This window comes from Zobellia nedashkovskayae (assembly GCF_015330125.1).
GTDB lineage: Bacteria > Bacteroidota > Bacteroidia > Flavobacteriales > Flavobacteriaceae > Zobellia > Zobellia nedashkovskayae.
The window spans coordinates 1,799,315-1,824,039 of sequence record NZ_JADDXR010000002.1; the positions used below are offsets into that span (position 1 = coordinate 1,799,315).

The 24,725-nt window shown below is 37.3% G+C and carries 17 protein-coding genes; 7 read left to right on the top strand and 10 right to left on the bottom strand.

The features are described from left to right. Window positions 1-236 precede the first annotated feature (236 nt). The 3 genes from IWB64_RS07610 to IWB64_RS07620 all read left to right on the top strand — a co-directional run bounded on the left by IWB64_RS07610 (window position 237) and on the right by IWB64_RS07620 (window position 3,258). Window positions 237-482: a hypothetical protein gene (locus IWB64_RS07610; RefSeq protein WP_194533440.1), complete on the top strand. Its 246-nt coding sequence runs from the start codon at window positions 237-239 to the stop codon at window positions 480-482. A gap of 236 nt (window positions 483-718) precedes the next feature. Further along, entirely contained in the window at window positions 719-2,623 is a 1,905-nt protein-coding gene (locus IWB64_RS07615; RefSeq protein WP_194533441.1) for a tetratricopeptide repeat-containing sensor histidine kinase, read from the top strand. Beyond that, entirely contained in the window at window positions 2,620-3,258 is a 639-nt protein-coding gene (locus IWB64_RS07620) for a response regulator (RefSeq protein ID WP_194533442.1), read from the top strand. The genes IWB64_RS07615 and IWB64_RS07620 overlap by 4 nt, the downstream gene beginning before the upstream one ends. A 56-nt stretch (window positions 3,259-3,314) precedes the next feature. Here the strand turns inward: IWB64_RS07620 and IWB64_RS07625 are convergent, their stop codons facing one another. The 3 genes from IWB64_RS07625 to IWB64_RS07635 are packed head-to-tail and all read right to left on the bottom strand — an operon-like array spanning window position 3,315 to window position 6,439. Then, window positions 3,315-4,355, bottom strand: a complete 1,041-nt coding sequence (locus IWB64_RS07625) for a sugar-transfer associated ATP-grasp domain-containing protein (RefSeq protein ID WP_194533443.1) — start codon at window positions 4,353-4,355, stop codon at window positions 3,315-3,317. Window positions 4,356-4,371: 16 nt separating this feature from the next. Beyond that, window positions 4,372-5,739, bottom strand: a complete 1,368-nt coding sequence (locus IWB64_RS07630; protein WP_194533444.1) for a phenylacetate--CoA ligase family protein — start codon at window positions 5,737-5,739, stop codon at window positions 4,372-4,374. Next, complete coding sequence (locus IWB64_RS07635) at window positions 5,708-6,439, bottom strand: acetyltransferase (RefSeq protein ID WP_194533445.1); 732 nt, start codon at window positions 6,437-6,439, stop codon at window positions 5,708-5,710. The genes IWB64_RS07630 and IWB64_RS07635 overlap by 32 nt, the downstream gene beginning before the upstream one ends. A gap of 454 nt (window positions 6,440-6,893) precedes the next feature. On the opposite strand from IWB64_RS07635, the gene IWB64_RS07640 reads away from it, so the two are divergent. After that, window positions 6,894-8,228: a Kelch repeat-containing protein gene (locus IWB64_RS07640; RefSeq protein WP_194533446.1), complete on the top strand. Its 1,335-nt coding sequence runs from the start codon at window positions 6,894-6,896 to the stop codon at window positions 8,226-8,228. A gap of 121 nt (window positions 8,229-8,349) precedes the next feature. On the opposite strand, the gene IWB64_RS07645 is transcribed toward IWB64_RS07640, so the two are convergent. Together IWB64_RS07645 and metG are read right to left on the bottom strand one after the other, a co-directional pair. Beyond that, on the bottom strand, window positions 8,350-10,476 hold the full coding sequence (locus IWB64_RS07645; protein ID WP_194533447.1) for a Tex family protein: 2,127 nt from the start codon (window positions 10,474-10,476) through the stop codon (window positions 8,350-8,352). A gap of 70 nt (window positions 10,477-10,546) precedes the next feature. Next, on the bottom strand, window positions 10,547-12,625 hold the full coding sequence (gene metG, locus IWB64_RS07650; RefSeq protein ID WP_194533448.1) for a methionine--tRNA ligase: 2,079 nt from the start codon (window positions 12,623-12,625) through the stop codon (window positions 10,547-10,549). A gap of 206 nt (window positions 12,626-12,831) precedes the next feature. Between metG and IWB64_RS07655 the strand changes: the two genes are divergently transcribed. Then, window positions 12,832-13,008, top strand: coding sequence for a hypothetical protein (locus tag IWB64_RS07655; protein WP_194533449.1), 177 nt, complete (start codon window positions 12,832-12,834; stop codon window positions 13,006-13,008). 109 nt (window positions 13,009-13,117) lie between these two features. On the opposite strand, the gene IWB64_RS07660 is transcribed toward IWB64_RS07655, so the two are convergent. Beyond that, window positions 13,118-14,830: a DUF1501 domain-containing protein gene (locus IWB64_RS07660; protein ID WP_194533450.1), complete on the bottom strand. Its 1,713-nt coding sequence runs from the start codon at window positions 14,828-14,830 to the stop codon at window positions 13,118-13,120. A 10-nt stretch (window positions 14,831-14,840) separates the two neighbouring features. Continuing rightward, window positions 14,841-16,334 carry a DUF1800 domain-containing protein gene (locus IWB64_RS07665; RefSeq protein WP_194533451.1) on the bottom strand — a complete coding sequence of 498 codons (1,494 nt, stop codon included), beginning with the start codon at window positions 16,332-16,334 and terminating at the stop codon, window positions 14,841-14,843. A gap of 195 nt (window positions 16,335-16,529) precedes the next feature. Here IWB64_RS07665 and IWB64_RS07670 point away from each other — a divergent pair, with 195 nt between their 5' ends. After that, complete coding sequence (locus tag IWB64_RS07670) at window positions 16,530-16,889, top strand: YraN family protein (RefSeq protein ID WP_194533452.1); 360 nt, start codon at window positions 16,530-16,532, stop codon at window positions 16,887-16,889. A 150-nt stretch (window positions 16,890-17,039) separates the two neighbouring features. After that, on the top strand, window positions 17,040-17,699 hold the full coding sequence (locus tag IWB64_RS07675) for an aspartate kinase (protein ID WP_194533453.1): 660 nt from the start codon (window positions 17,040-17,042) through the stop codon (window positions 17,697-17,699). 3 nt (window positions 17,700-17,702) lie between these two features. On the opposite strand, the gene IWB64_RS07680 is transcribed toward IWB64_RS07675, so the two are convergent. Genes IWB64_RS07680 through mfd form a run of 3 tightly spaced genes read right to left on the bottom strand, consistent with a single transcriptional unit; the run spans window position 17,703 to window position 24,455 of the window. Next, window positions 17,703-19,022 (bottom strand): TlpA family protein disulfide reductase, encoded by a 1,320-nt coding sequence (locus tag IWB64_RS07680; protein ID WP_194533454.1) that lies wholly within the window; start codon window positions 19,020-19,022, stop codon window positions 17,703-17,705. A gap of 54 nt (window positions 19,023-19,076) precedes the next feature. Next, window positions 19,077-21,002: a CocE/NonD family hydrolase gene (locus IWB64_RS07685; RefSeq protein ID WP_194533455.1), complete on the bottom strand. Its 1,926-nt coding sequence runs from the start codon at window positions 21,000-21,002 to the stop codon at window positions 19,077-19,079. A 48-nt stretch (window positions 21,003-21,050) separates the two neighbouring features. Continuing rightward, window positions 21,051-24,455: a transcription-repair coupling factor gene (gene mfd, locus IWB64_RS07690; RefSeq protein WP_194533456.1), complete on the bottom strand. Its 3,405-nt coding sequence runs from the start codon at window positions 24,453-24,455 to the stop codon at window positions 21,051-21,053. Window positions 24,456-24,725: the final 270 nt, after the last annotated feature.

A 24,725-nucleotide genomic window follows, 5' to 3' on the forward strand; every position in this document is an offset into this window, starting at 1 on the left:
TCCTTCTTTTTGGACGATTTCTTCTTTTTTGACACGGGCTTCGTTCTAATTATAAAGCAAATGTAGTTATTTTAAATAAATCTAAATAAGATTAAAAAGTTAAAAATGTATTGAACCTCTTTTTTAAAAGTTTTCTCCATGAAAACCCTGAATTTAACTTTTCAGGGAATCCCCTGATGCATATCTTGTTCTTATTCAGGAATTTGCAATTGTAAATAACCTAAAGAACAACAGTTATGAAAATTTCAATTGTATTATTAGCGCTCATTTTTTTAAATACGTCTGCACTACTTTCTGAACCCATAGCGGGTTTGGTTAATGGAATCAATCCTTGGTTGCTTGTAGGTGTTGAAATCTTCTTGCTACTTGTACTGTACTTAAACTATCAATTGAAAGAGCTTAGTCAAATTGCTAAAATAGATTTTAACGGAATTGAATATATGCCTACAGAAAGAAAGGATAAAACTCAGGGTAAACCCTGAGTTTTTTATTTCAGGGAATTCCTTGAGGTTTTCGTGAAGTTAAATTTTGATCTTGCATTAGCTTAAACTAAATAGCGTTGAAACCAGCACGTTTTTATATCATCTTACTGCTTACGATTTTGAATTTTTAGGACATGAAAACAAACGGTGTACTATAAAATTTTTACGGTCAAAAGGGTTGATTAGTAATGCTTTTAAGAAAATCAATATCTTTAAGAACCTGAAAACCAACCTTTATGAAAAAATTACTATCCGTTTGTATTATTTTGTTGTTGTTTTCAGGTTCTGCCTTTGGACAGACGAAGGGGGTTGATACATTGGAGATTCTGGATATAATTACAGAATCTGAAGCTATTGAATATTCGGAACCTACCAAGGCATTAATTCTTTATAAAAAAGCATTTGACCTTAGCAAGAAAAACAATTATCACAACGGCGCTTTTAAAGCAAGTCTATATGCTGGCTTAGTACAATCCAATATAGCTCAATATGATTCGGCTTTGTATTATTATAAAAAGGCGGAGGACGTTAATAAAATCATCAAGTCAAGCTTAAACGAAATGAAAGTTTCCTTAAATAGAGCAAATAGTTTTATGTTCAAGGGAGAACTTGAGAGTTCAATTAAAAATCATTTACACGGTATTCATATTCTTGAAGAAAGAAAAGATAGTACACGTCTAAGCGATGCCTATGTTAATCTATCTGCGGTATATCTAGAATTAGATGATTATGATAAGCAAATAGAACTACTATTAAAATCCTTAAAATTTACTGATGAGAACAATGTTGCTAAAATTGCTCTCACGAATAGTGATTTAGTATTGCCATATCTTATGAAAAAGGACTTTGTCAAGGCCGAATTTTATATAAAAAGAGCGGATAGTCTTTCAGAAAATGTCTCAGACCAGATGTTGCATTTTTTTGTAAATAGAAATTGGGGTGAATTCTATTTACATCAAGATATGTATGAAAAAACGATTCCTTATTACATAACAGCATTAAAATTAGCTCAAGAAAATAACTATACTTATTTCAAAAAAGATCTTTTTATTAGTTTGGGTGATGTGCTTTTAAACCAAGGACATTATAAGGAAGCGGAGGCTTATATTAATAGTGCTCTAGATCTGGGAAGAGAAGGCGGATTGAATGAACTCACTAAAAAGGCACTTTTTATGTTGTCAACACTGCATGAACGAAATAAAGATTACCAGAAAGCTTATGGGTTTATGCAAGAGCATAATAAATTAAAAGATAGCATGATTTACAAGGAAAAGATTGAGGTGGTAAATGCCTTGGATAAAAAATACCAAACCGAAAAAAAAGACAAAGAAATTGCCGAACAGCAATTGGCTTTGTCAGACCAAAAATTAACAATACAAGAAAGCAAATCAAAAACCCGTACTATGACCATATTGATCGTTTCCCTCCTTTTTGGATCTATATTATTGTGGTTCTCTTTCAACCAACGCCAAAAGCGTATGCAACAGCAGTTGGTTTCCATAGAAAGAGAACAAGAAGTAAAAACCCTAGAATCGCTGATGGAAGGCGAAGAAAAAGAACGCTTGCGTATTGCCAAAGAACTGCATGATGGGGTTAATGGAGATCTCTCTGCTATTAAATTTAAACTGTCTTCCTTGCTCGAGATGAACAATACGGTAATTAAAGAAGCCGTTACTATGATCGATAATTCTTGTGAACAAGTGCGTGCAATTTCGCACAATCTAGTACCGCCTTCTTTAAAAGATTTCAACCTCTTGGAAGCGGTTGAAGAGTATTGTCAAAGTATGGATAGTATTCATGAGTCTGAAGTTAATTTTCAGCAGGTAGGGGAAGATATAAACTTAGATAAGAAACAAGAAGCTAATCTATTCCGAATTGTTCAAGAGTTGGTAACCAATAGCATTAAGCATGCCCAGGGCAATGAAATTAATGTACAACTGAGTCATTTGAAAAATACGTTACAACTTACTGTTGAGGATAATGGTAAGGGCTTTGATCCTAAAACGGTAAAAAGCGATGGTATTGGCATGCAAAACGTTCAATCTAGGGTGGATTATTTGAATGCCACAATGGATTTTGTTTCTAACGAAAAAGGGACATCATATACCATTACAATGGATACCAAAACCAAAGAACCATGATAACCATAGCTATTACGGATGATCATCAAATGGTGGTACAGGGCATAGAAACCATGCTCAGGTATGAACCGGATATGGTCATATCATACAAATATAACAGTGTTGCAACAACGGTTGAAGGACTATCCAAACAGCAACCTGATATTTTATTGTTGGATATTAATTTGCCGGATGGTAATGGTATAGATTTATGTAAAAAATTAATTGAATCGTTTCCAAAATTAAAAATCATCGCATTAAGTAGTTTTAGCGAGATTGCTTTTGTAAAGGGAATTTTGAGCAACGGAGCTAGTGGTTATCTTTTGAAAAATACGAGTAAAGAAGAATTGATTACTGCTTTTAAAACTGTTTTGGATGGTGGGCAGTACTTGCAAAAAGACATTCAGAAAAAGCTACTCCAAAGTTCATTGGGCCAGAAGAAAGCAAGTTCTTTTATTCCTAAACTTACCCGCCGCGAAAAAGAAGTATTGACTGCGATTTCAGAAGAACTCACTACCAACGAAATTGCCGATAAACTTTGTATCAGTTCCAAAACCGTAGAAACCCACCGTATGAATCTTATAAGTAAGCTAGGTGCCCGTAACAGTGTTGGGCTAATAAAAATCGCGATGGAAAAGGGGTTGTTGAAAAATTAGACATCTTAATTTCTTATGCATTTCTAACTTTACTATTTAAAATATGCCTTTGCCTATTAAATCCTAGCTATCATTTTTAACATTTTGGAATTTTTTAAAAGTCCTCCTTCTAGTATGTCGCTTATATAAAGACTAGGGTCTTCGTTTCCTTCTATAAGAATTGGCCCGTAAGGAGTGATGGCCACATCCCAACCAACCATTCCATTAGGAATGTGTTTTGATGCATTCTTTACCAATTTACAGGCTTCTTTATAGTAAGGAATCTTAAAATTTTGTAATACAAAATCTGTGTCAGGATGTTTATTTGTTTGTTCGCCGCCAAACTCTATATCAAAATAGGCAGTTTGTTTTAAAGTGCCTATTTTTTGGTTGATACCTATGGTAAGTCCTCCCGATGAAGTATTGTCTACAACATTGCCTTTTGCACCAAAACGCATGCTAGAAGTAATAATATCCACTTCTCCGTTTTCCATATGCGTTAGTATACGAAGGGTGTTTATGGATTTTGAGTAAATAGCATTGATTTCAGGATGTTGAGCTATAACTTCGGTATGTGCATAATTACCGCTTATAAGATTTTCATATTCTAATTGTAATTTTTTTTGCAAGTTTTCTTTACTTAATTTAAAACAGCCTTTGCCACCATAAAGTGATAATGGTCTAAAGAAAATTGCTTTGGCGGGTGTAGATTGAAATATGGCTTCGTAAGCTTGCATCAATTGATTTAATGTAGAAATTTCACAAATGCCATTCTCTAAAAAAAAGCTTTTGCCAAAGTTGTGACCAATAAGTTTTGGGGTTGCTAGTTTATGCTTTTCACAATAAAGAGCAAAATTCAGTTTGTTATTTAATATGGAGGTGTATTCTTGCTTGTTAAGTTTTGGGCTCCGCTGTATCCGATTGTTTAAGTCAGTACTTAAATAATCCTTATAATTTTTAACTTCTTTTTTATAAAGATGCTTAAAATAGTACATAGGCACTTCTTTTCTGGTGGTCCAGAGTACGAATACCTCTTTAAGAATTTTTAAAATACCTTTTTTTTTGGGGTCTTTAAGGAATACTTTGATCCTTCCTGGATTGGTAAAGTGTATTGCCATTGTATTTTGTGTTAAGTTATTTTTCGGTTAGGTTGAGTACTTTTTTTCGTTTCCCGGAAGACAGCAACGGTATTTCATCTACATAGGTAACGGCCAGGTTGGCATTACTGCCCAGATAGCCTTTAAACTCATTGATCAATTCCTTTTCGCGCGTAAAACTAGTTTGTACGTTCAGTATAAACTCATAATTGTTTTTACCTTTCTGAATGAATTGGTATTGATTTAATCTATTGTACTTCCACATATTATTAGTGAGGGTAAAAGGAGAAATAGGTTCACCTTTAGTGTTGAATATAGCGTCCATTTTTCGACCTTCAACAGTACTTAGGACGTAGTGAATGTTTCCGTTTATCTCTATTTTTTTCATAGCTCCTAGGTCTCCCGTATCATAGCGTATTAGGGGCATGGCACGGTTGAAAAAATCGGTTACGACAATTCTTCCCGTTTTGCCATCTTCTAGCGGAATGTCTGCGTTAGTATCTAAAATCTCAATATGATAACTGGCTAGGTTTAAAAGAAAATTGTTTTCTAAGAAGGGGGTTTGCTGGGCTAGCATTCCGTTCTCGGTATTCGCATAACGAGAAACAACGGGACAACCAAAATGTACTTCCAAATAATTTTTTGTGGGGTTGTCCAATGATTCGGACATGGCTATAATAGAGATGACTTTCGCATTGGATAGATCGGTAGGGTGGCGTTTTAGGTATTTTACAATTCCATCTAGCGCAGAGGCATAGCTAAGTATACTTTTGGGAGCATTGCCAAATATGATTCGGTTTAGGAATTCCTTAATCTTACTGTCGTTTAGTTTAAAAACATCTATTGGGCTAATGTTCTGTATTTTTTGAATGAATTTGCTCTTTCTGTTCTGTTTGTTCCAAATTCTAAAATAATAAAACCCTTGGCCCCAGGTATGGCCAACTGTTTCCCAAAAGAAATGCACATCGGCTTTATGGCGCTTTTTTTTATTTTCATCATGAACTACCGTAAAAGGCGTTCCTGTTGAACCACTTGTAGAGGCATTGAATGTTTTTTTGTTTACGTAACTTTCGGAAAGAAATGATTTGCTATTTTTCTTGATCAGATTTTTATTTACTACCGGAAAATGTTGGAGAGAAGTGGCGGTTATTCCCAAAAATTTATAATAGGGTACCGTTTTTACAGCATGATGTAAAATCTGGTTTAAATAGGTAGTGCGTTGCTGCGTGGCGTAATCGGATTCATGGTTTAAGTTTATTCGTTTTATGGCATCATAATGTTTACGGATCTTGGAACCTTTAAATTGGTCCAGTAGCCAAAAAAATGAACTTCTCCACGTAGTGGGTTTATTTGAAAATTCTATGTTATGCACCCTATTGAACATAAGATTTTTTATTAGTTTCATTATGCACAGCGTATGACTGACCACAATTGGCATCGCCGTTTAGGTAAGCATCTCCCGTTTTTCTTTTTCTTATAAAACGTGCTGGTGTTCCATAGTTTAGGGAATATGATGCCACATTTTTAATGACCAGAGAACCGGCACCAATAAGACTATGTTTGCCAATAGAAATATTCTCAATAACATTTGCCCCAAGGGATATAGCTGAATATTTGCCAAGCGTAAGGTTTCCTCCGGTGCATACCCCTGAAGAAACACTGGAAAAATCTTCCATAATTCCGTCATGTCCAAGTGAGGAATTGGTGTTTAGAATGCAATAATCACCCATTTGGGAATTCGCATTTATTATGGCTCCCGGTGCTATTACGGTTCCTTTTCCGATTTTGACGCCCATGCCTATAATGGCGCTAGGGTGTACCACGGTAACCATTTCAAGCAGCGGGCAGATAGTATTGATTTTATCCACCATGATTTTTCTGGTCCAATTGTTTCCAATTGCTATAATAACACCTTGTATGTCTAGACGCCATACAAGCCACGGAAGGTCTAGCTCTGTTCCCAAAACTTCAAGTCCGTATTTTTTTGTACCCTTTTTTTTAAAAGAATCTATAAAGCCTAAAACATTATATTGTCCTTTTTTGTTAATGCAATCCAGAACCATACCCCCATGTCCAGATGCGCCTACTATTAAAATGTTTTTCATGTTCTCGGAGTTTTGTATTAGTTGGTACCATCTTCTCGCGATAAGTAATCATAGGGTTATCGTAAATTTCAACCCGCACTTTGTGTACTCATTTCTATCGCTATATTTTTTCTCAATTTTCTATGACTAAAGTATTTCTATAAAAGTGCTAAAGCGTAAGGGTATTCCCTGATTTTTCTATATCAGGGTTAACCCCTAGTTTTTAAAACACTTAAAATCAATAGTTTGGAATATTTGGTAGGAGGGTAATAACAATTTGTGGTGTAATGTGTTCCTTCTAACCACTTGCGAAAACGAAGTATAGAATTTTAATACAGTCTATATAATTAAGGATCTTATTTTACTTATCCAACATTTCAGGGTTAACCCTGATATTTTTATTTCAGGGAATCCCCTGAAGGTTTCGAATAAGTCTCAGAATACCTTGCGAGAATAACTTTTAAACTATAATAAAATGAAAACCTTACTGAAATTAAGTTGTTTAACCTTTCTCTTGCTTAGCTTGTCTTGTAGTAAAAATGATAATGACCCTCCAGCTCCTATTGAAGAGACTATTGAATCTGATACGGAGGATGATACCGAAGTTGCCGAAGAAGAAAATAGTGCTCCATCTGAGTTTGAATTGGTAGTTCTACCGGATGCCGCGGTGGAGGTAGACGTTTTACCCATATTTAGTTGGAATGCTAGTACCGATCCGGATGGTGATACTGTTGTGTATGATTTATACTTAGATGAAGGTGATGCAGCGGATAAGGTATTTGCAGAAGATATTGAGGTCAATAGTTATGAGGTCAAAGATCGTCTAGAATTAACGAAGGAATACGCTTGGAAGGTTGTTGCAAGAGATTCTGAAGGAGCTAGTGTAACGAGCGATACGAGAACTTTTTCAACCAGACCCTTACGTTTTAATGATGTTCCTGAAACCGCTAATGCTGCTTTTAGTGCACGACAACTTCATAGTTCAATCGTATATGAAGATAGAATATGGGTAATAGGAGGGTCTATTATAGGAGCGGGTACCGTACCATTTAAAGATGTTTGGTTTACCGAAGATGGTATAAATTGGGAGCTCGCTACGGAATCTGCAGATTATGGAGCGCGTGCAGCTCACTCGTCGGTAGTTTTTGATGGTAAGATGTGGGTGATTGGTGGCTTTGACGATACGGGCAAAATTAAAAATGATGTTTGGGCAAGTAAAGATGGTGAAACTTGGGATGTCGTCGTTAATGATGCCCCATTTAATGGTAGGGCCGGACATACCTCTGTAGTTTATGACAATAAGATTTGGTTGATAGGTGGAGTTGATACGGACAATAACCTACAAAATGATGTTTGGGTAAGCCAAGACGGTTTTACTTGGAAAGAGGTTTCCGGAGATGCTGGTTTTGAAGCTCGAAATTTGCACTCTACGGTAGCTTTTGAGGATGGAATCTATGTTATTGGCGGAAGAAATAAATTAGATGAGAGATTGGGTGATGTTTGGTTCAGTAAAGATGGAATTAATTGGGATGTTTTATCTAAAGATGCCGATTTTACGGGTCGATTCTCCCATACATCCATCGTATTCGATAATAAAATGTGGGTTATTGGTGGTATTGATGAAGAATTTAATTGGAAAAATGATGCGTGGTTCAGTACAGATGGAAAAATATGGACGGAAGCCATTAATGCGGCGCCATTTTCAAGACGATTTAGGCATTCTTCGGTTGTCTTTAAAAACAAGGCATGGGTAATTGCAGGAACAGGCGAAGCAAATAATGTTCAAAACGATGTTTGGACATTTGAATAACATTCTAAAAATCAATAAAACAAAAGACCTCGAAAGAGGGCTTTTGTTTTATAATTATTGTTTTAGTAGAATAGAGTTGGAATGTTTTGGAAGTTCTGCAGCTATTCTTGGGGCAATATATTTATCCTTTGTGCAAGGCCAACTGAATGCGTTTTCTAGGAATATCAACAGATAATACTTTTACGATTATTTGTTGTTGTAGATGCACATGTTCGTTCACATCCTTTACGAAGGTGTCAGATAAATTGGATACATGGATAAGCCCACTTTCTTTAATACCAATATCAACAAAACATCCAAAATTGGTAATGTTATTGACAATACCCGGTAATAGTTGACCTTCCTGTAAATCCGTAATGGATTTTATATTTTGATTGAAAGTGAAAACCTTGGCTTTCTCACGACGGTCAAGACCTGGCTTTTCAAGTTCCTCTACAATATCTTTAAGAGTAGGTAAACCTATGGTTTCCGTGCAATAGGACTCTAGTTTTACGCTTTTTAAAGCACTACTGTTTCCTATTAATTCTGTAAGCGGAATACCTTTGTCCTTGGCTATTTTTTTAACTATAGCATAACTTTCCGGGTGAACCGCAGAGTCATCCAATGGATTTTTAGCATCTTTAATCCTGAGAAAACCGGCTCCTTGCTCAAAAGCTTTACCGCCCAAACGAGCTACTTTTTTAATTTCCGTTCTGCTTGTAAAAGCTCCATTTTCATTTCGGTAGGCAACAATATTTTCTGCCAATTTCGGGCCAATTCCGGATACATAACTCAATAAGGGAACACTAGCGGTATTTATGTTCACTCCAACGGAATTCACACAACTCTCTACGACACTATCTAGCGAAGTCTGAAGCTTACTTTGGTCCACATCATGTTGATATTGCCCAACACCAATAGATTTAGCATCTATTTTTACGAGCTCTGCCAATGGATCTGCTAATCGTCTTCCTATAGAAACAGAACCTCGTACGGTTACATCGTAATTGGGGAATTCATCACGGGCTATTTTTGAAGCGGAATAAATGGATGCTCCCGCCTCACTTACTACAAAAACTTCAATAGGATTTTTAAAATGAATACGTTTTACCAATTGCTCGGTTTCACGGGATGCCGTTCCATTACCAATGGCAATAGCCTCTATTTTATAAGCATCACACAGTGAACTTATTTTTTTTATGGCTTCGGTATCCTTGTTCTGCGGGGCATGCGGATATATGTTTTCGTTGTGTTCTAAATCTCCTTGTGAGCTCAAGCAAACTACTTTACAGCCTGAGCGGAAACCTGGGTCTATGGCTAAAATCCGCTTTTCACCTAAAGGAGCTCCCAGTAGAAGTTGTTTCAGGTTCTTAGAAAATACCATAATGGCATCATCATCTGCTTTTTCTTTTGCTTTTTTGAGGATTTCATTCGATAATGAAGGATAAAGCAAACGCTTGTATGCATCCGCAATAGCCAATTCAATATGAGGCGTACAGAAATTATTGGATTTTATAACCCGGTCTTCAATACGCCTAAGCATCTCATCAGAATCGATTTCTATTTTTACGCGAATAAAACCTTCGTTTTCGGCACGTAAAATAGCAAGTAGTCGGTGAGAAGGGCATCGTTTTAGAGCTTCGCTCCAATCAAAATAATCACGGAATTTCTGTGCTTTCTCATCTACTTTCTTGGTTGAGATAACTTTTGTTACAATTAGTGCACTGCGCTCTAATTGGTTCCTTACTTGGTTTCTTATAGATATCCGCTCGTTAACCCATTCGGCAATAATATGCCTAGCACCTTCTAAAGCTTCATCAGTATTGGCAACTTCACCATTGGTATATTGGTTGGCAGCCGCTTCAATATCATTATGGTTTTGGGCCATAATCATTTTAGCTAGAGGCTCTAATCCATTTTTACGGGCGGTTTCTGCTTTGGTCTTTCGTTTTTTCTTGAATGGCAGGTATAAATCCTCAAGCGTAACAAGGTCATCGGTCTGTTGAATTTTAAGCCGAAGCTCATCAGTTAATCCATTTTGCTCTTCTATAGCCTTTAAAACTGCAGTCTTTCGCTTTTCCAGTGTTTCAAACTGAGTTTTAAATTGCACGATGGCTCCAACCTGAACCTCGTCTAAATTACCTGTTATCTCTTTTCTATAGCGCGAAATAAAAGGGACGGTACAATCTTGGTTAAGAAGCTCTACCGTATTCTCAATACTCTTTTGAGGGAGTTGAGTGTTTTTTTTGATAAAGGAAATGAGTTGCATATGACTTTATTAACGACCGTTGAAAATAGTTGAGACAATTGAGAAAATCTTAGGCAAGCCTTTAAGGAATTTAACTTATCCCTTCCCCGTTACCAACACTATCTTCATCTGGGTTTACAAAAACTAACTTACCATCTGCGTTTTCGGTCATTAAAATCATGCCTTCGCTTTCAACACCACGCAATGCCCTAGGAGCTAGGTTGATAAGAACGGTAACTTTTTTGCCAATTATTTCTTCTGGTGTAAAACTCTCTGCAATACCTGAAACAATAGTACGTGTGTCCAAACCAGTGTCCACTTTTAGAACCAATAACTTCTTGGTTTTAGGCATTTTTTCGGCTTCCAAAATGGTGCCTACACGCATATCTAGTTTTGTAAAATCATCAAAATTGATAGTATCTTTCTGTGGCATAAGTTCTTTATTCGCGTTTTCGTTGGCCTTTTTTGTGGCTTCAAGTTTGTCTAACTGAGCTTGTATTTCGCTATCTTCTATTTTTCTAAAGAGTAGCTCGCCCTTGTTGATTTTATGATTAGCAGGAAGTAAGGTTTCTTTGGTAGAAACTTCTGCCCAAGAGGTCTCAACTTCACCAGAGCCAATAGCTAATATATTTTTAAGTTTTTTAGCGGTAAACGGTAAAAACGGTTCACTTAATACAGATAAGGCCGTTGCAATCTGAAGAGCAACAAACATAATTGTCTTAACACGTTCTTCATCTTGTTTGACTACTTTCCATGGTTCTTCATCTGCCAAATACTTATTACCCAGACGTGCTAAGCTCATAAGTTCTTGACCTGCTTCCCTAAAACGATATCGCTCTATAGAGCTAGAAATGGTTTCAGGGAATTTTTGAAGTGACTCTAAAGTTTCCTTATCTACCTGAGAAAATTCAGAAGGAGCAGGGACAATACCTTCATAGTATTTATTGGTTAAGACCACTACACGGTTTATAAAGTTTCCGAGTATAGCAACCAGTTCGTTGTTGTTTCTAGCTTGAAAATCTTTCCAAGTAAAATCGTTATCCTTGGTTTCAGGAGCGTTCGCGGTTAAGGTATACCTAAGTACATCTTGCATATCCGGAAATTCTTCTAAATATTCATGCAACCAAACTGCCCAGTTCTTTGAAGTGGAAAGCTTGTTGCCTTCTAGATTCAAGAACTCATTTGCTGGAACATTTTCAGGCAAAATATAATCGCCGTGGGCTTTTAAAATGGAAGGGAAGATAATACAGTGAAAAACTATATTGTCTTTTCCTATAAAGTGAACAAGCTTGGTATTTTCATCTTTCCAATAGGGCTCCCAGTCTTTTCCTTCGCGGGCTGCCCATTCTTTGGTAGATGAAATATAACCGATAGGTGCGTCGAACCATACATAAAGTACTTTGCCTTCACCACCTTCTACAGGTACGGGAATACCCCAGTCTAAATCTCTGGTTACAGCACGTGGTTTTAGTCCATCATCGATCCAGCTTTTACATTGGCCATAAACGTTAGGTTTCCAATCAGATTTATGACCTTCTAAAATCCATTCTTTTAGAAAATCTTCATATCGGTCCAAAGGTAAAAACCAATGTTTGGTTTCTTTAGTGGTCGGAACCGTGCCAGTAATAGTAGATTTTGGGTTGATAAGGTCCGTTGCGTTCAATGTAGAACCGCAATTTTCACATTGATCGCCGTATGCTTCTTCATATCCACACTTTGGGCAAGTACCAACTACAAAACGGTCGGCCAGAAATTGTTTCGCTTCGTCATCATACAATTGTGCCGTAGTTTCTTCAATAAAATCGCCTTGCTCATAAAGCTTTACAAAAAAGTCAGAAGCGGTTTTATGATGAATTTCCCTAGATGTTCTAGAGTAGTTGTTAAAAGTGATGCCAAAATCCTCGAAAGACTTACGAATAATTCCATCATACTTATCAATGACCTCTTGAGGAGTAATACCCTCTTTTTTAGCTTTCATTGAGATAGCAACACCATGCTCGTCGCTTCCGCATACAAAAGCAACATCATTGCCAGTTAAGCGTAAATAGCGTGCGTAAATATCTGCAGGCACATAAACACCGGCCAAATGACCAATATGTATTGGGCCATTTGTATAAGGCAACGCGGCGGTAATGGTATATCTCTCTGGGTGTTTAAGCTTCTCGGCCATTGATTTCGAATTAGGGTGCAAAAGTACTGATTTTGCACAGCATTACACAAGTGGATTTGTTAGTGAGCAAATGAAAGTTAAAAAGGATGATTTTAAATTGAATAGGAAGCGGTCCTGCAGTTCAACGAAGATGTATACGAATTTGGGAATGGTTCAGTTTTATATATAGAGCCCCTTATTTAACCATTAACTTAAACACATAAACCATGAGTACAGGAAACCCAAACAAATTTAAAATTTTAGAGGACATTAAAGAAGAAGTGGAAGCGGTAACAAATAGTCAAGAAAAAGAAGATGTTGCCCGACTTTATAAGAGTAAAGGTTCTCGTGTTTCAAAAGAACTATCGTTCACGACTAAAAATAATAAGTCTAAATTGACTTAAGTATAGTAGACAAAGTCTTTTCTTGAGATAAGACGGAAAGTAAATAAAAAAACCTTCGCCAATGGTCATCCATAGCGAAGGTTTTTTTTATGAAATGAATACGGTAAGGTTATGCAACCATTACAGATTTACTCATTTTATGCTGTTGTACTTGAATGCGATAAATGTATTTACCCGCAGCCAAATGACCTGGAATATTTTCCTTAATATTAATTTCGTTAACACCTTCGGACATGATTGCGTTGCTGATGGTACCCACTTTTTGCCCTATAATATTAAAAAGCTGAATATCTACATGGGCCGTTACCGGCATTTCTAGGTAGATATGTGGCGAGTTGTCCGTAGGGTAGAACGGTTTATGAACTATGGAGTTCAGCTGTTCGCTATTTGGTACCACAGGTTTATCGGTCAATCCGCCATTTTCTGACGTAGGTATTGTTGGTTCTCCATCGCTATAAACAACGTCAGGGAAATCAGTACCACTACAGTTAAATCCAAGATTTACCGGAGCGTACGTGTGTCCTAATAAATGTTGCTCTACTAGAGGTATGGGTACACAAAGCCATTCTGCTAAAACGGTGGCATATAAATCTCTAAAATCCATTGTGTATTCTAAGTTTCCTCTGCCATCAGGATTATCAAGTGTAGGATGTTCGCCTACAAAAGCACTGCCTTGCAAACCAGGTCCGAAAAATAGAGTAGGTGCTGCTTTACCATGATCGGTACCGTTAGAACCATTCTCAAAAATACGTCTCCCGAACTCTGAGAACGTCATGCTAAGCACATTGTCATCTTGTTCCGTATATGCTAAATCTTCATAGAAATTATCAATAGCAATAGAAAGGTTGCTCATTAAACGCTCATGAGCCAAAGGCTGGTTACCATGTGTGTCAAAACCATTCATAGAAATCATATAAACCTTAGTCCCTAAATTTCCTTTTATCAATCGGGCCAATAGGGCTAATTGTTTTGCAAAACTATTTTCTTGGTATTCTACTTGGTTTGCACCACGCGACCATGCTTCGTGAATTACCCCCGAATATTCATATGTGGTATTGGCAACTCCTCTTAAGAATTGCAATTGATCACCATACATACAATCGTTGAACAATTCTTGTTCAAGACCGTAACGCACACCGGACTCTGCTATTTCTTCTAGTTGTTCCACATTTGAGGTTACAAATGCATAATTAGTTTCATCTCCTTGAAAAACCAAGCTTCCAAACTGACCAATTTGAATGGCAGCCGGTGCAGGTGGGGGGGATACGAGATAATCTGGGTAACATTCTTCAAAATGCCTTCCCATCCAACCTGTGTTGAGCCCGCTGAAACCCGTTGAGGTTAAATCGGTATTAGCAAAAACGTCGGATCCCGTAAAATGCGATAGACTTTGGCCTTCGTATCCTACACCATGAACAGCTTTAAACTGACCTTCGCTCCACATAGGTTGCAAGGACTTCATATAAGAAGGTATACCAAACTCATCGGTAAGTTTCAAAACTTTACTTTCAGGAATATATATATTCGGTCGTGCTTTGGCATACGAATCGTATTGTTCAATAGGAATAACGGTGCTAAGTCCGTCGTTTCCGCCAGAAAGTCGAATTAAAATTAAAATTTTATCCGTTTCTGAATTGGCTATTGCCGCTGTTAAGGGCGATGGTGCAGAAGCGGTAAGCATATTACTGCCTAGCATCATGGAGCCAGAACCGGCAATTCCTAAAGCCTGTAAAAATGAGCGTCTGCTCCAAGATTTATGTTCTTGATCGTGGCCATCGTGTTCTAGGCCTTTATGGGGATCTGTGTGGTGAGTATCGCACATAGTAGTAGGTTTACTTTAGTTGAAATTCGGGTTGTCTGGCTAAATATTGTAAGAGTAGATATACTTGGGTAGGACCTTCCATAGAGGTTTGCAAGGTCCAACTTGGTGTTGAGCCGCCTTCATAGTATTGTTCTTGAACGTCACTTCTAAAAATGACATATGCTTTATTGTATTCTGAATCGTTAAGTAAACCTTTGGGTAAAATAAAATCAATGATTGCTCTTGCTACCACATCGGGATTACTTGCATTACCTTCATCTACACTTACTAGTGATAGTCCAAAGGTTCTAAACTGCTCATCATCGGAATCAAAGAATTCTTCCATGATAGCCTCAATGGTCAACCATCGGCCAATCATAAAATTGGTATTTATCCAAGAACGGTTCCGTTGCCAACCCGCCACATCAAATGGGTCAAACATTCTTTGACTAAGAAGTCCGCTATAATTGATAAGGCTAGCTAAAACGGTATCGTCATAACTAAAACTGCTTTCTTTAAGTATATTAAAATAGAAGTCATAAGGACTCTTGATGATTACACCAATAGCCTCATCATCAAAGAAATGCTGACTTTTAAATAATTGTGAAAGTACAGGGGCAATCTCAAAATCGTTAGCAATGAACGTAGCCGCCATTCCAGAAATTATAACCTGGGCGTTACCAGCGTTATCGTTAGAATCTGGGTGTACAAAAAACTCGTATAATTTTCTGCAGATAAAACCTGCTATTTCTGCAGAACGTTGTTCAAACAGGATATTAATAACATCATCATAGCCCCAATTGCCTGTTTGACCTAGAATGGTCTTACTGTCCGCATCATGTTTTTCTGGGTCAAAAGTTACCTGCTCACAACCTAACTCGCCACGCTCAACATAACCTGAAAGGGCACGCGCGGTTTCCACAATGTCTTCTTCAGTATAGTTGTTACCTTCACCTAAGGTAAAAAGTTCATAAAGTTCTCTTGCGTAGTTTTCGTTGGGGTTGTGCCCATTATTATAAACTCCATCTAGATAATATAACATGGCATCCGTAATCCCAATTTCGCTAGTGAATGTTTTAAAATTGCCTAGTGCATTCCGTTGTAGACAATTAACGTAACTATAAAGAAACGGCGTGCATTGGTATATATCCAGTTCTGTAACAAAATGATTGCTCCAGAAAAAGCTCATACGATCACGAAGGTTGTTGTCCAGCATGCTTTCAGCGTAGGCTAGACTAAAGTCGTCTTCTTGCGTTCGTTTTAGTTGACTTCGTAAAGTATCATCTTCTGGGTAATTGCTGTTGTTCCAATCTGCCCATTCGGGCTTGGGTATAGTTGGCGCACCCGCCGCTTGAGACATTATTGCATTTACAATGGTTTCTGCAGTAGAACCAACGGCTTGGTTAATAGTTTCAACCGAAGCGCTAAATCCCAGTCTTCTGTATAGGTGAGCCGCCCTGTTTCTGTCTAAGGGAGTAGTATACGATGCCAAAGGCGACGTATTACAGTTAACAAAATATTCCATAATTTTCGTAGGCTTTAAAGAACAGTTTCATGTGTTTGGGGCTAGTTCTTAACGCACAAAGATTTTGGATAGTATGTGTTTTCTGGTATTTTCGACATACTGTTATATGATTTACGACGGCAATTAAATTATTGATGTCGTTTTACACGCTTTTTCGATGAATTACACGTTTTATTAAGACTTAGAGGTGCTCATATGGGAAAACATAATGAATTTGGTAAAGAAGGAGAGAAACTGGCAGTCAATTTTTTGCTTGAAAAGGGATATAAAATTCTCCATAAAAATTACCGTTATTTAAAAGCCGAAATAGATATCATAGCCCAAAAGGATGGCGTAGTGGTTATTGTAGAGGTGCGTGCCCGTAGTAATGATCAAATTATACCTATTGCAGAAACGATAACATCAAAAAAAATTAAGCTTTTGGTTACTGCTGCAGATTTCTACATTACTGACAATGATTTAGATGTAGACGTCCGTTTTGATGTAATTACCATTTTGAAGAACCCTAAAATCTTCAAAATAGAGCATTTAGAAAGTGCTTTTTATCATTTTTAACTTATTTTAAAACAAGATTTCCATTGAAAATCGCCCGTATTTACCGTGATAATTGATTTTCCAAAAAAATAGGTAAAGAACATTACAACACAATTTGTTTTATTTATAACAATATGTTATTTTTGTCCAGCAACCAATATTTGTGAACCCATGAAAACGATTTCTTCCGTAGTCGAACAGTACATTAAAAAGAAGCCTTTCTTGCAAAGTGCACTAGCACAAGGCATTATCAATTTAACATCACTTTCTAGGATTGTAAAACCAGAAATTGAGAACGAATTAGGAAAAGACATTCGCAACGGAGCAATTGTAATGGCTTTGAAACGCCTTTCAGATGATTTAGAATTTAGGGCGACTCACAAAATAATCAAAGTTTTAAAGAATATTGGTGAGATTACAGTGCGCTCATCACTCACTGATTTTACTTTTTTAGTTTCTGAGTCCATTCTTGAAAACCAAAGCCAACTATTGGAGGAAGTAAATAAGAACAAAGATGTTTTCTATACTTCTTCTCGTGGTGTAAATGAACTGAATATTGTGGTAAGCAATAGCCTAGATGGTACGGTAGAAGATCTTTTCAAGAATGAGAAGTGTACGCAGAAGGCTACGAACTTATCATCTATTACCGTGAAGCTTCCAGCGGAAAACGTATCCGTTCCTGGAATTTATTACTTCATATTCCAGCGCTTAGCTTGGGAAGGGATTGTACTTTACGAGGTAATTTCTACAACCAACGAGTTTACCATCCTAGTTGATGATAAACAAGTAGATGTGGCTTTCAAGACTATAAAAGATTTGAAAATGCTTTAAGGGTTACTTTTTTAGCAGCTCTATTACTCCCTTATCGCTCTCCGGTTTAGCAATAATACGCTTATCGGAATCTAATAGGAAATATGTTGGCGTTGAACGAATGTCATATAATCTAGCATACTTACTTTCCCATCTTCCTAAAGCAATAGCATGCTCAAAGGCAGGTAATTTGGAAGATTCCGGTACCCATGTGTCCGTGTTGTCTTCTAAACCAACCGCAATGACCTTTACCTTTGGATACTTTTTCAATTCTTTATGAAGCTCGGGAAGTTCCTTTAGGCAATGAGAACACGTACTGCTCCAGAAAACAAGGAGATAGTTCTCTGCACCTTCCATTGCACTCAATTTCTTCTGAACATCAGCAGCTGTCCATTCCAGTTCTGGTGCTTTCGCACCAATACGTAAACGATGTTGAGATGCTAATTCTTGGGCTTTGTTTGGGTCGCTTGAGGCAGTGGCAAGAGATTTTAAGTAGGTATCGTAAATAAAATCTGTGGTTTCGTTAAGTCCGCCGTTAGTACTCATTTTCCATAAGTTGTAAAACACATCAAATTTATAAGCATCCGCTACCGGTGCAAGTTTGGTGTTTACCTTGTTAATATTAGCTTGAATAGCCTTTTCGGTTTCGGTAGAAGATAGTTGTTCTGCAGGTAAAGCCGTAAAAACGTAATTCTTCAACTTATCCGTTAAAAAATCAGAAGCCTGTAAAACCTCGTTATCAACCTTTAAGTAGTCAAAATAATGATCTTTCTTATGGGCGATGTACTCTTGAACAGATTCAAATTCAGCTGGAATATAAGGTTTGTTCGCTAAAATGAAGTTTTCGACCATTAAACCTTTTGCTTGCTCTTCATAGGCTTCTTGGACAGCTCTTAACTGGCTGGTACATTCTTTGAATTCCTTTTTGTCTGACTTCCCTTCTATATAATAATTTACCAACTGCTCCACAGAAGAACCTATGGTCTGAAAATAAGAAGACATGATTTTATTTTCCTTTGATGAGATAAAGGAAACACCTTGCGTAGCATCAAAAGCTAGTTCAACATCTTCTTTACCATTGTAAATAACATCAAAATAGAACTCATCTTGTGGAACAGCATATACCAAACGGTACATACCTGTTTTAGCGTTCTCCGGTATTTGCAGTGTAAACTTTCCATCCTTAATAGTGGTGTTTGCAATGAAAGACTGCGAACCGGCCTTTAGTCTATAAGCTAATAAATACTTGTATTTGCTAGCAGGTGAAAATGTTCCGGAAATGGTATGCTGGGCTTGTGCACAAAAGGCAAAAAGCAAAGTGAATACAAAAAGATATTTTTTCATAATATAAATGTTCCAAAAATGATACCACAAAAGTATTAGTTTTGGAGCGATACGCTAGTCTTTTATTATTTTTTCATTTGAAGACCGAAACGGCTCTGGGGCACAACAATCTTGAGTACCACCCACCTCTACGGATGAAGATCCAAATACTTGAATGGTAGATTTTATGAAATCTTCCTCATCGGCTTTGTATATATTATCTACGTATTTCTGCGGATTACGGTCAATATATGGAAACCAAGTACTGTGAATCTGTATCATAATACGATGGCCTTTTTTAAACGTATGTAATATATCCTGTAGTCTGAAATTTACATCGCTTGGCTCACCGGGAACAAATGGTTCGGGATTTTCAAAACTGTTTCTAAACCTACCTCTAAAAACTTCGGCACGAACAAGCTGCTGGTAACCTCCCATAATAATGTTATCAGGATTATGCTCGTATTGTTCATGGTCATCCGGGTAAACGTCTACTAGTTTTACAATAAAATCTCCATCTGTTCCTGTCATGGCTACTTTTAATTTCGCCATTATTTCACCAGCCAAAACTCTATCTTCTTTAAGAGCATCTGTTTCAAAGGTTAATACGTCTGGGCGTCTTGAAGCTTGCCTTTGGTCATCTGACATATATCTTCTAGGGGTGAAAGTCAATCCTTCTATCTGTGAAGTGTAGGGTACCGGCTTCTGTGGGTCACTAGTGTATTCAAAGACCGCCTTTTCATCAATTGGTTTATTGATGCTTAGTTTTCCGTTTTCACCAAAATAAAGGCTGATGGGTTCAATTTCTTTTGGAGGCCAAGCATCAAAAGTTTCCCATTTCTTAGCTCCGGTATCAAACATATAGGCTTCAGGCAAGGTGTCTGGGCCGTCATCTTTTAAATGGTGTGCAAAGAATTTACTTTCAATATTTTTTAAGTAAAACGATGATATGCTATCCCCAAAATAAATATGGTTGTGGATTGTCTTTCCTTTCTCCCGAGCCCATGCGCCATGGTCCCAAGGGCCCATAACAATACTATTTTTCGCTTTTGGACTGGTAGCTTCAACTGTTTTGTAAATATTTAAAGGTCCATAAAGATCTTCGGCATCAAACCATCCTCCAACAGTCATGACCGCATGATCTATATTTTTTAAATGAGGAAGAATGTTTCTTTTTTGCCAGAACTCATCATAGTTGGGGTGGTCCACAATCTGGTTCCAGAAGAAATTATCATGATGATAGTTCTTGGTGATATTCTTTAGCGGGCCAAGTTTCAGGAAGAAATCGTAGGCATCTGCTGCAGGATTTTCATACAAGCGCATTAATTTATCCATATACCATGAGTCTCTTGTTAGGCTGTCCTTTTGGTAACCAAAAACGGCAAAAGCAGCTGTGTAGCTTTCTAAGTATGCACCTTGGTGGTGAAAATCGTCAAAGAAAAAATCGGCAATTGGTGCTTGCGGAGAAGATGCTTTGAGCGCAGGATGCGCATCTATCATTCCAGCAGCTGTATAATGGCCAGGATACGAAATGCCGTACATACCAACACGACCATTGTTACCTTTGATTTTCTTAATCATCCAATCAATAGTATCGTAGGTATCCGAACTCTCGTCAATATCCTTCTTGTTCCTACGGTTGTTTCCAGGGATATTTGGGCGCATGTTATCAAACTCACCATCGGACATGTACCTTCCGCGCACATCTTGATACACCAATATATAACCATCCTCGATTAAATATCTCGAAGGGTAATCGAAGGCATTGTAATTTGAATATTTACTAGCGTTGTAACACGTACGATTTAATAAAATAGGATAATCTTTAGACTTGTCCTTTGGAGTGTAAACAGCTGTAAAAAGTTCTGCGCCATCTCGCATGGGTATGCGGTATTCCTTTAGGTCATAATGTTGTCTGAAGTAAAGAGAATCTGCATTTTGTGCATGAAGGGATAGTGCTCCCATGGCAACAAGTAAGACTAGTATAAACCTGAATTTCATAATAGTGTTTTTTCTGTGTGTTTAAAGATAAACAATTGTTTCTTTTTTCTATGAAACAGCCCCTACCGTTTCTTTAAAAGGAGCCATAGCTTTTAAGGCTTTCTCTACCGAGGTTATTCGTTCAAATACTAATATTAAACGTAGACCATTTCTTGTTTGCTTTTCTTTGATTTTGCAATGCTGTGGATGGTGTTGTACAAATTGCAAGACCTTCGTGAAAATTGGACTTTGATAAAAACGCGATTCTTGATCTGAAATAAAATAACCTATCAACTTGCCTTTTTTCATGACCACTTTTTCAATACCAATGCTGTTTGCAATCCATTTTACACGAACAGAATTCAGCAAATCTTCGGCCTCAATAGGAATCTCTCCAAAGCGATCAATTAATTGCGCTTCAAATTTTAGTAGGCTTTCTTCATCGGCAACATCGTTCAGGTCTGTGTAAAGTGTAAGCCTCTCAGTAATGTTATTGATGTAATCGTCAGGAAAGAGTAGTTGGAAATCAGAATCTAGCTGTGTTTCTTTTACAAAAGGTTTTTCTTGATGCCCTTCTACTTCTTCATAGAGGTCTTTAAATTCGTTTTCTTTCAGCTCATCAATAGCTTCCGCTAATATTTTCTGATAGGTCTCAAAACCAATTTCATTAATGAAACCACTTTGTTCCCCTCCTAATAAATCTCCCGCACCGCGAATCTCTAGATCTTTCATGGCAATGTTGAAACCGCTACCCAGTTCTGTAAATTGAGATAATGCCTCAATACGTTTTCTAGCTTCAGGAGTCATAGATTCATAAGGTGGAGTTATAAAATAGCAGAATGCTTTTTTATTGCTACGCCCAACACGGCCACGCATTTGGTGCAAATCACTCAGTCCAAAATTATTAGCATTATTTATAAATATGGTATTGGCGTTGGTAACGTCCAGCCCACTTTCAATAATAGTTGTGGAAACCAGAACATCGAATTCACCGTTCATAAAGGAGAGCATGAGGTTTTCCAGCTTTTTACCATCCATTTGGCCATGGCCAATGCCTACTTTGGCATCAGGAACCAAGCGTTGAATCATACCGGCAACCTCTTTTATGTTTTCAATTCGGTTATGAATAAAAAATACTTGCCCGCCACGTTGTATTTCATAGCTGATAGAATCACGGATAACTTCTTCCCCAAAACGAATTACCCTACTTTCAATAGGATACCGGTTAGGTGGTGGTGTTTTAATAACCGAAAGATCTCGTGCCGCCATTAAGCTAAATTGTAACGTTCTAGGTATAGGCGTGGCAGTTAATGTTAGGACATCAACATTTTCTTTTATTGATTTTAATTTGTCTTTTACAGCAACCCCAAATTTTTGTTCTTCATCTACAATGAGGAGCCCTAAGTCTTTGAATTTTACATTTTTGTTTACCAATTGGTGCGTGCCGATGATGATATCTACTTGGCCAGCTTCAAGTTTTGCTAGAGTTTCCCTACGTTCTTTTGCGGTTCTAAAACGGTTCAGATAATCAACGTTTACCGGCATTTCTTTTAATCGTTCCGTGAAAGTACGGTGGTGTTGAAAAGCCAGAATTGTGGTTGGCACAAGCACAGCAACTTGCTTGCCATTATCAACAGCTTTAAAAGCTGCACGAATTGCCACTTCTGTTTTACCAAAACCTACATCACCACAAATAAGGCGATCCATAGGGCGCTCACTTTCCATATCCTTTTTAAAGTCCTCGGTAGCAGTGCTTTGGTCTGGTGTGTCTTCGTAAATAAAGGAAGCTTCCAGTTCAGTTTGCAAGTAGCTATCAGGATCATATTGAAAACCTTTTTCCAATCTTCGTTTGGCATAAACCTTAATTAAATCAAAGGCAATTTTCTTGACTCTGGTCTTGGTTTTTTGTTTAAGTTTTTTCCAAGCAGCAGAACCTAGTTTATAAATTTTTGGTGCGGCACCGTCTTTACCATTGAACTTTGATATTTTGTGAAGGGAATGAATGCTAACATATAGAATGTCTCGCTCGCCATATGCTAATTTAATTGCCTCTTGTTTTTTGCCTTCTACATCAATTTTTTGAAGTCCGCCAAATTTGCCAATACCATGATCAATATGGGTTACGTAATCTCCAATTTCAAGCTTGTTGAGCTCTTTTAGTGTAATTGCCTGCTTTTTGGCGTATCCATTCTTAAGGTTGAATTTGTGGTAACGCTCAAATACTTGGTGGTCCGTATAGCAAACTAATTTTTGGTCATCATCAATAAAACCTTGGTAAAGAGGTGTAACTATGGTCTTGTAATCTACATGTTCGTTTACTTCTTCAAAAATAGCATGAAAGCGTTTTGCCTGTTGATCACTAGCGCAAAAAATGTAATTGGTATACCCTCTCGCCTTGTAAGCATTCAGGTTTTCAATTAATAAATCGAATTTTTTATTGAACGAAGGTTGAGGATGTGTATTGAACTGAATGGTAACAGCCTTATCAACCAATTCCGATGATGTAGAAGTCTCAGTAGTTAAAAGAGCAAAAGCCTTCAGTTGCTTTTTAAAACTCTTTGAATTCATAAATAGCGCTTCGGGCTCTGCATGCTTAATATCTTCGGATAATTTTGTGAACGCCTCTATGGCCTTCGCGAAGAAATCATCTAAGCGGTCAAAAATGTAATCTGTGTTTTTAGCAAAAATTACGGTATCAGAAGAGACATATTCTAGGAAATTCTGTCTATTCTCTTCTAAGAATTTGCTTGCTACGTTGGGGATAACATTTATTTTATTCACTTTGCTCGTAGATAGTTGTGTGTCTACATCAAACGTACGGATGCTATCTACTTCATCACCAAAAAACTCTATACGGTAAGGTTCATCGTTAGAAAATGAGAACACATCTACTATACCCCCACGAACAGAAAATTCTCCTGGTTCGGTTACAAAATCTACTCGTTTAAACTTGTATTCAAAAAGCACCTCATTAAGAAAGTCTAGTGAGATGGTGTCATTTAATTTAACTTTTAAGGTGTTCTTTTCAAGTTCACGACGGGTGACAACCTTTTCAAAAAGAGCATCTGGGTAGGTGACGATTATAGCCGGTTTTTTACGTGAGTTGATACGGTTAAGAACCTCGGCACGTAAAAGAACATTGGCATTGTCCGTCTCCTCAATCTGGTAAGGCCTACGGTAACTTCCGGGATAAAAAAGTACATCTTTCTCACCTATAATTTGTTCTAAATCATTCAGATAATAAGCAGCCTCTTCTTTATCGTTGAAAATTAAAAGGAAAGGCCTATCTGAATTTTGAAAAACATCAGAAAACACAAAAGACAAAGAAGAACCCGTGAGTCCTTTTAAAATAATTGCGTGATTTGTATTTTGATTTTTTTCTGCGTTTGCCGGAAATTTTTGGGCAATAGTATCCTGCAGTTTTCGCGTTTGCGAAGACTGAGAAAACAGTTGTTGAATTGAAGATTGCGTCAACCGTTAGTTTTTTAAGAACTCAAACAAAGTCAGCTTTACTGGCTCGTCCAAGATGATAATACATTGACCTGAAAATTAAACAAGTCTCTAAATTTTTAAGAATGTAAAGGTAGCGAACTCCCTTTAAGTTTTCGTACCCAATGAATTGCTTTTTGCGCGATATTAAATATTGAAAAGCAAGTTTGTTTTGTTGCGTTAATAATTGAATGGGAAGGACTCATCTTATTCGCTTAAAAAGAGGAGATTCAATCTTTTAAATAATAGTGCCCA

Bases quoted from the DNA above. Each gene is read 5' to 3' on its own strand.
- IWB64_RS07610 (WP_194533440.1), top strand. From the start codon at position 237: ATGAAAATTTCAATTGTATTATTAGCGCTCATTTTTTTAAATACGTCT.
- IWB64_RS07615 (WP_194533441.1), top strand. From the start codon at position 719: ATGAAAAAATTACTATCCGTTTGTATTATTTTGTTGTTGTTTTCAGGT.
- IWB64_RS07620 (WP_194533442.1), top strand. From the start codon at position 2,620: ATGATAACCATAGCTATTACGGATGATCATCAAATGGTGGTACAGGGC.
- IWB64_RS07625 (WP_194533443.1), bottom strand. From the start codon at position 4,355: ATGGCAATACACTTTACCAATCCAGGAAGGATCAAAGTATTCCTTAAA.
- IWB64_RS07630 (WP_194533444.1), bottom strand. From the start codon at position 5,739: ATGAAACTAATAAAAAATCTTATGTTCAATAGGGTGCATAACATAGAA.
- IWB64_RS07635 (WP_194533445.1), bottom strand. From the start codon at position 6,439: ATGAAAAACATTTTAATAGTAGGCGCATCTGGACATGGGGGTATGGTT.
- IWB64_RS07640 (WP_194533446.1), top strand. From the start codon at position 6,894: ATGAAAACCTTACTGAAATTAAGTTGTTTAACCTTTCTCTTGCTTAGC.
- IWB64_RS07645 (WP_194533447.1), bottom strand. From the start codon at position 10,476: ATGCAACTCATTTCCTTTATCAAAAAAAACACTCAACTCCCTCAAAAG.
- metG (WP_194533448.1), bottom strand. From the start codon at position 12,625: ATGGCCGAGAAGCTTAAACACCCAGAGAGATATACCATTACCGCCGCG.
- IWB64_RS07655 (WP_194533449.1), top strand. From the start codon at position 12,832: ATGAGTACAGGAAACCCAAACAAATTTAAAATTTTAGAGGACATTAAA.
- IWB64_RS07660 (WP_194533450.1), bottom strand. From the start codon at position 14,830: ATGTGCGATACTCACCACACAGATCCCCATAAAGGCCTAGAACACGAT.
- IWB64_RS07665 (WP_194533451.1), bottom strand. From the start codon at position 16,334: ATGGAATATTTTGTTAACTGTAATACGTCGCCTTTGGCATCGTATACT.
- IWB64_RS07670 (WP_194533452.1), top strand. From the start codon at position 16,530: ATGGGAAAACATAATGAATTTGGTAAAGAAGGAGAGAAACTGGCAGTC.
- IWB64_RS07675 (WP_194533453.1), top strand. From the start codon at position 17,040: ATGAAAACGATTTCTTCCGTAGTCGAACAGTACATTAAAAAGAAGCCT.
- IWB64_RS07680 (WP_194533454.1), bottom strand. From the start codon at position 19,022: ATGAAAAAATATCTTTTTGTATTCACTTTGCTTTTTGCCTTTTGTGCA.
- IWB64_RS07685 (WP_194533455.1), bottom strand. From the start codon at position 21,002: ATGAAATTCAGGTTTATACTAGTCTTACTTGTTGCCATGGGAGCACTA.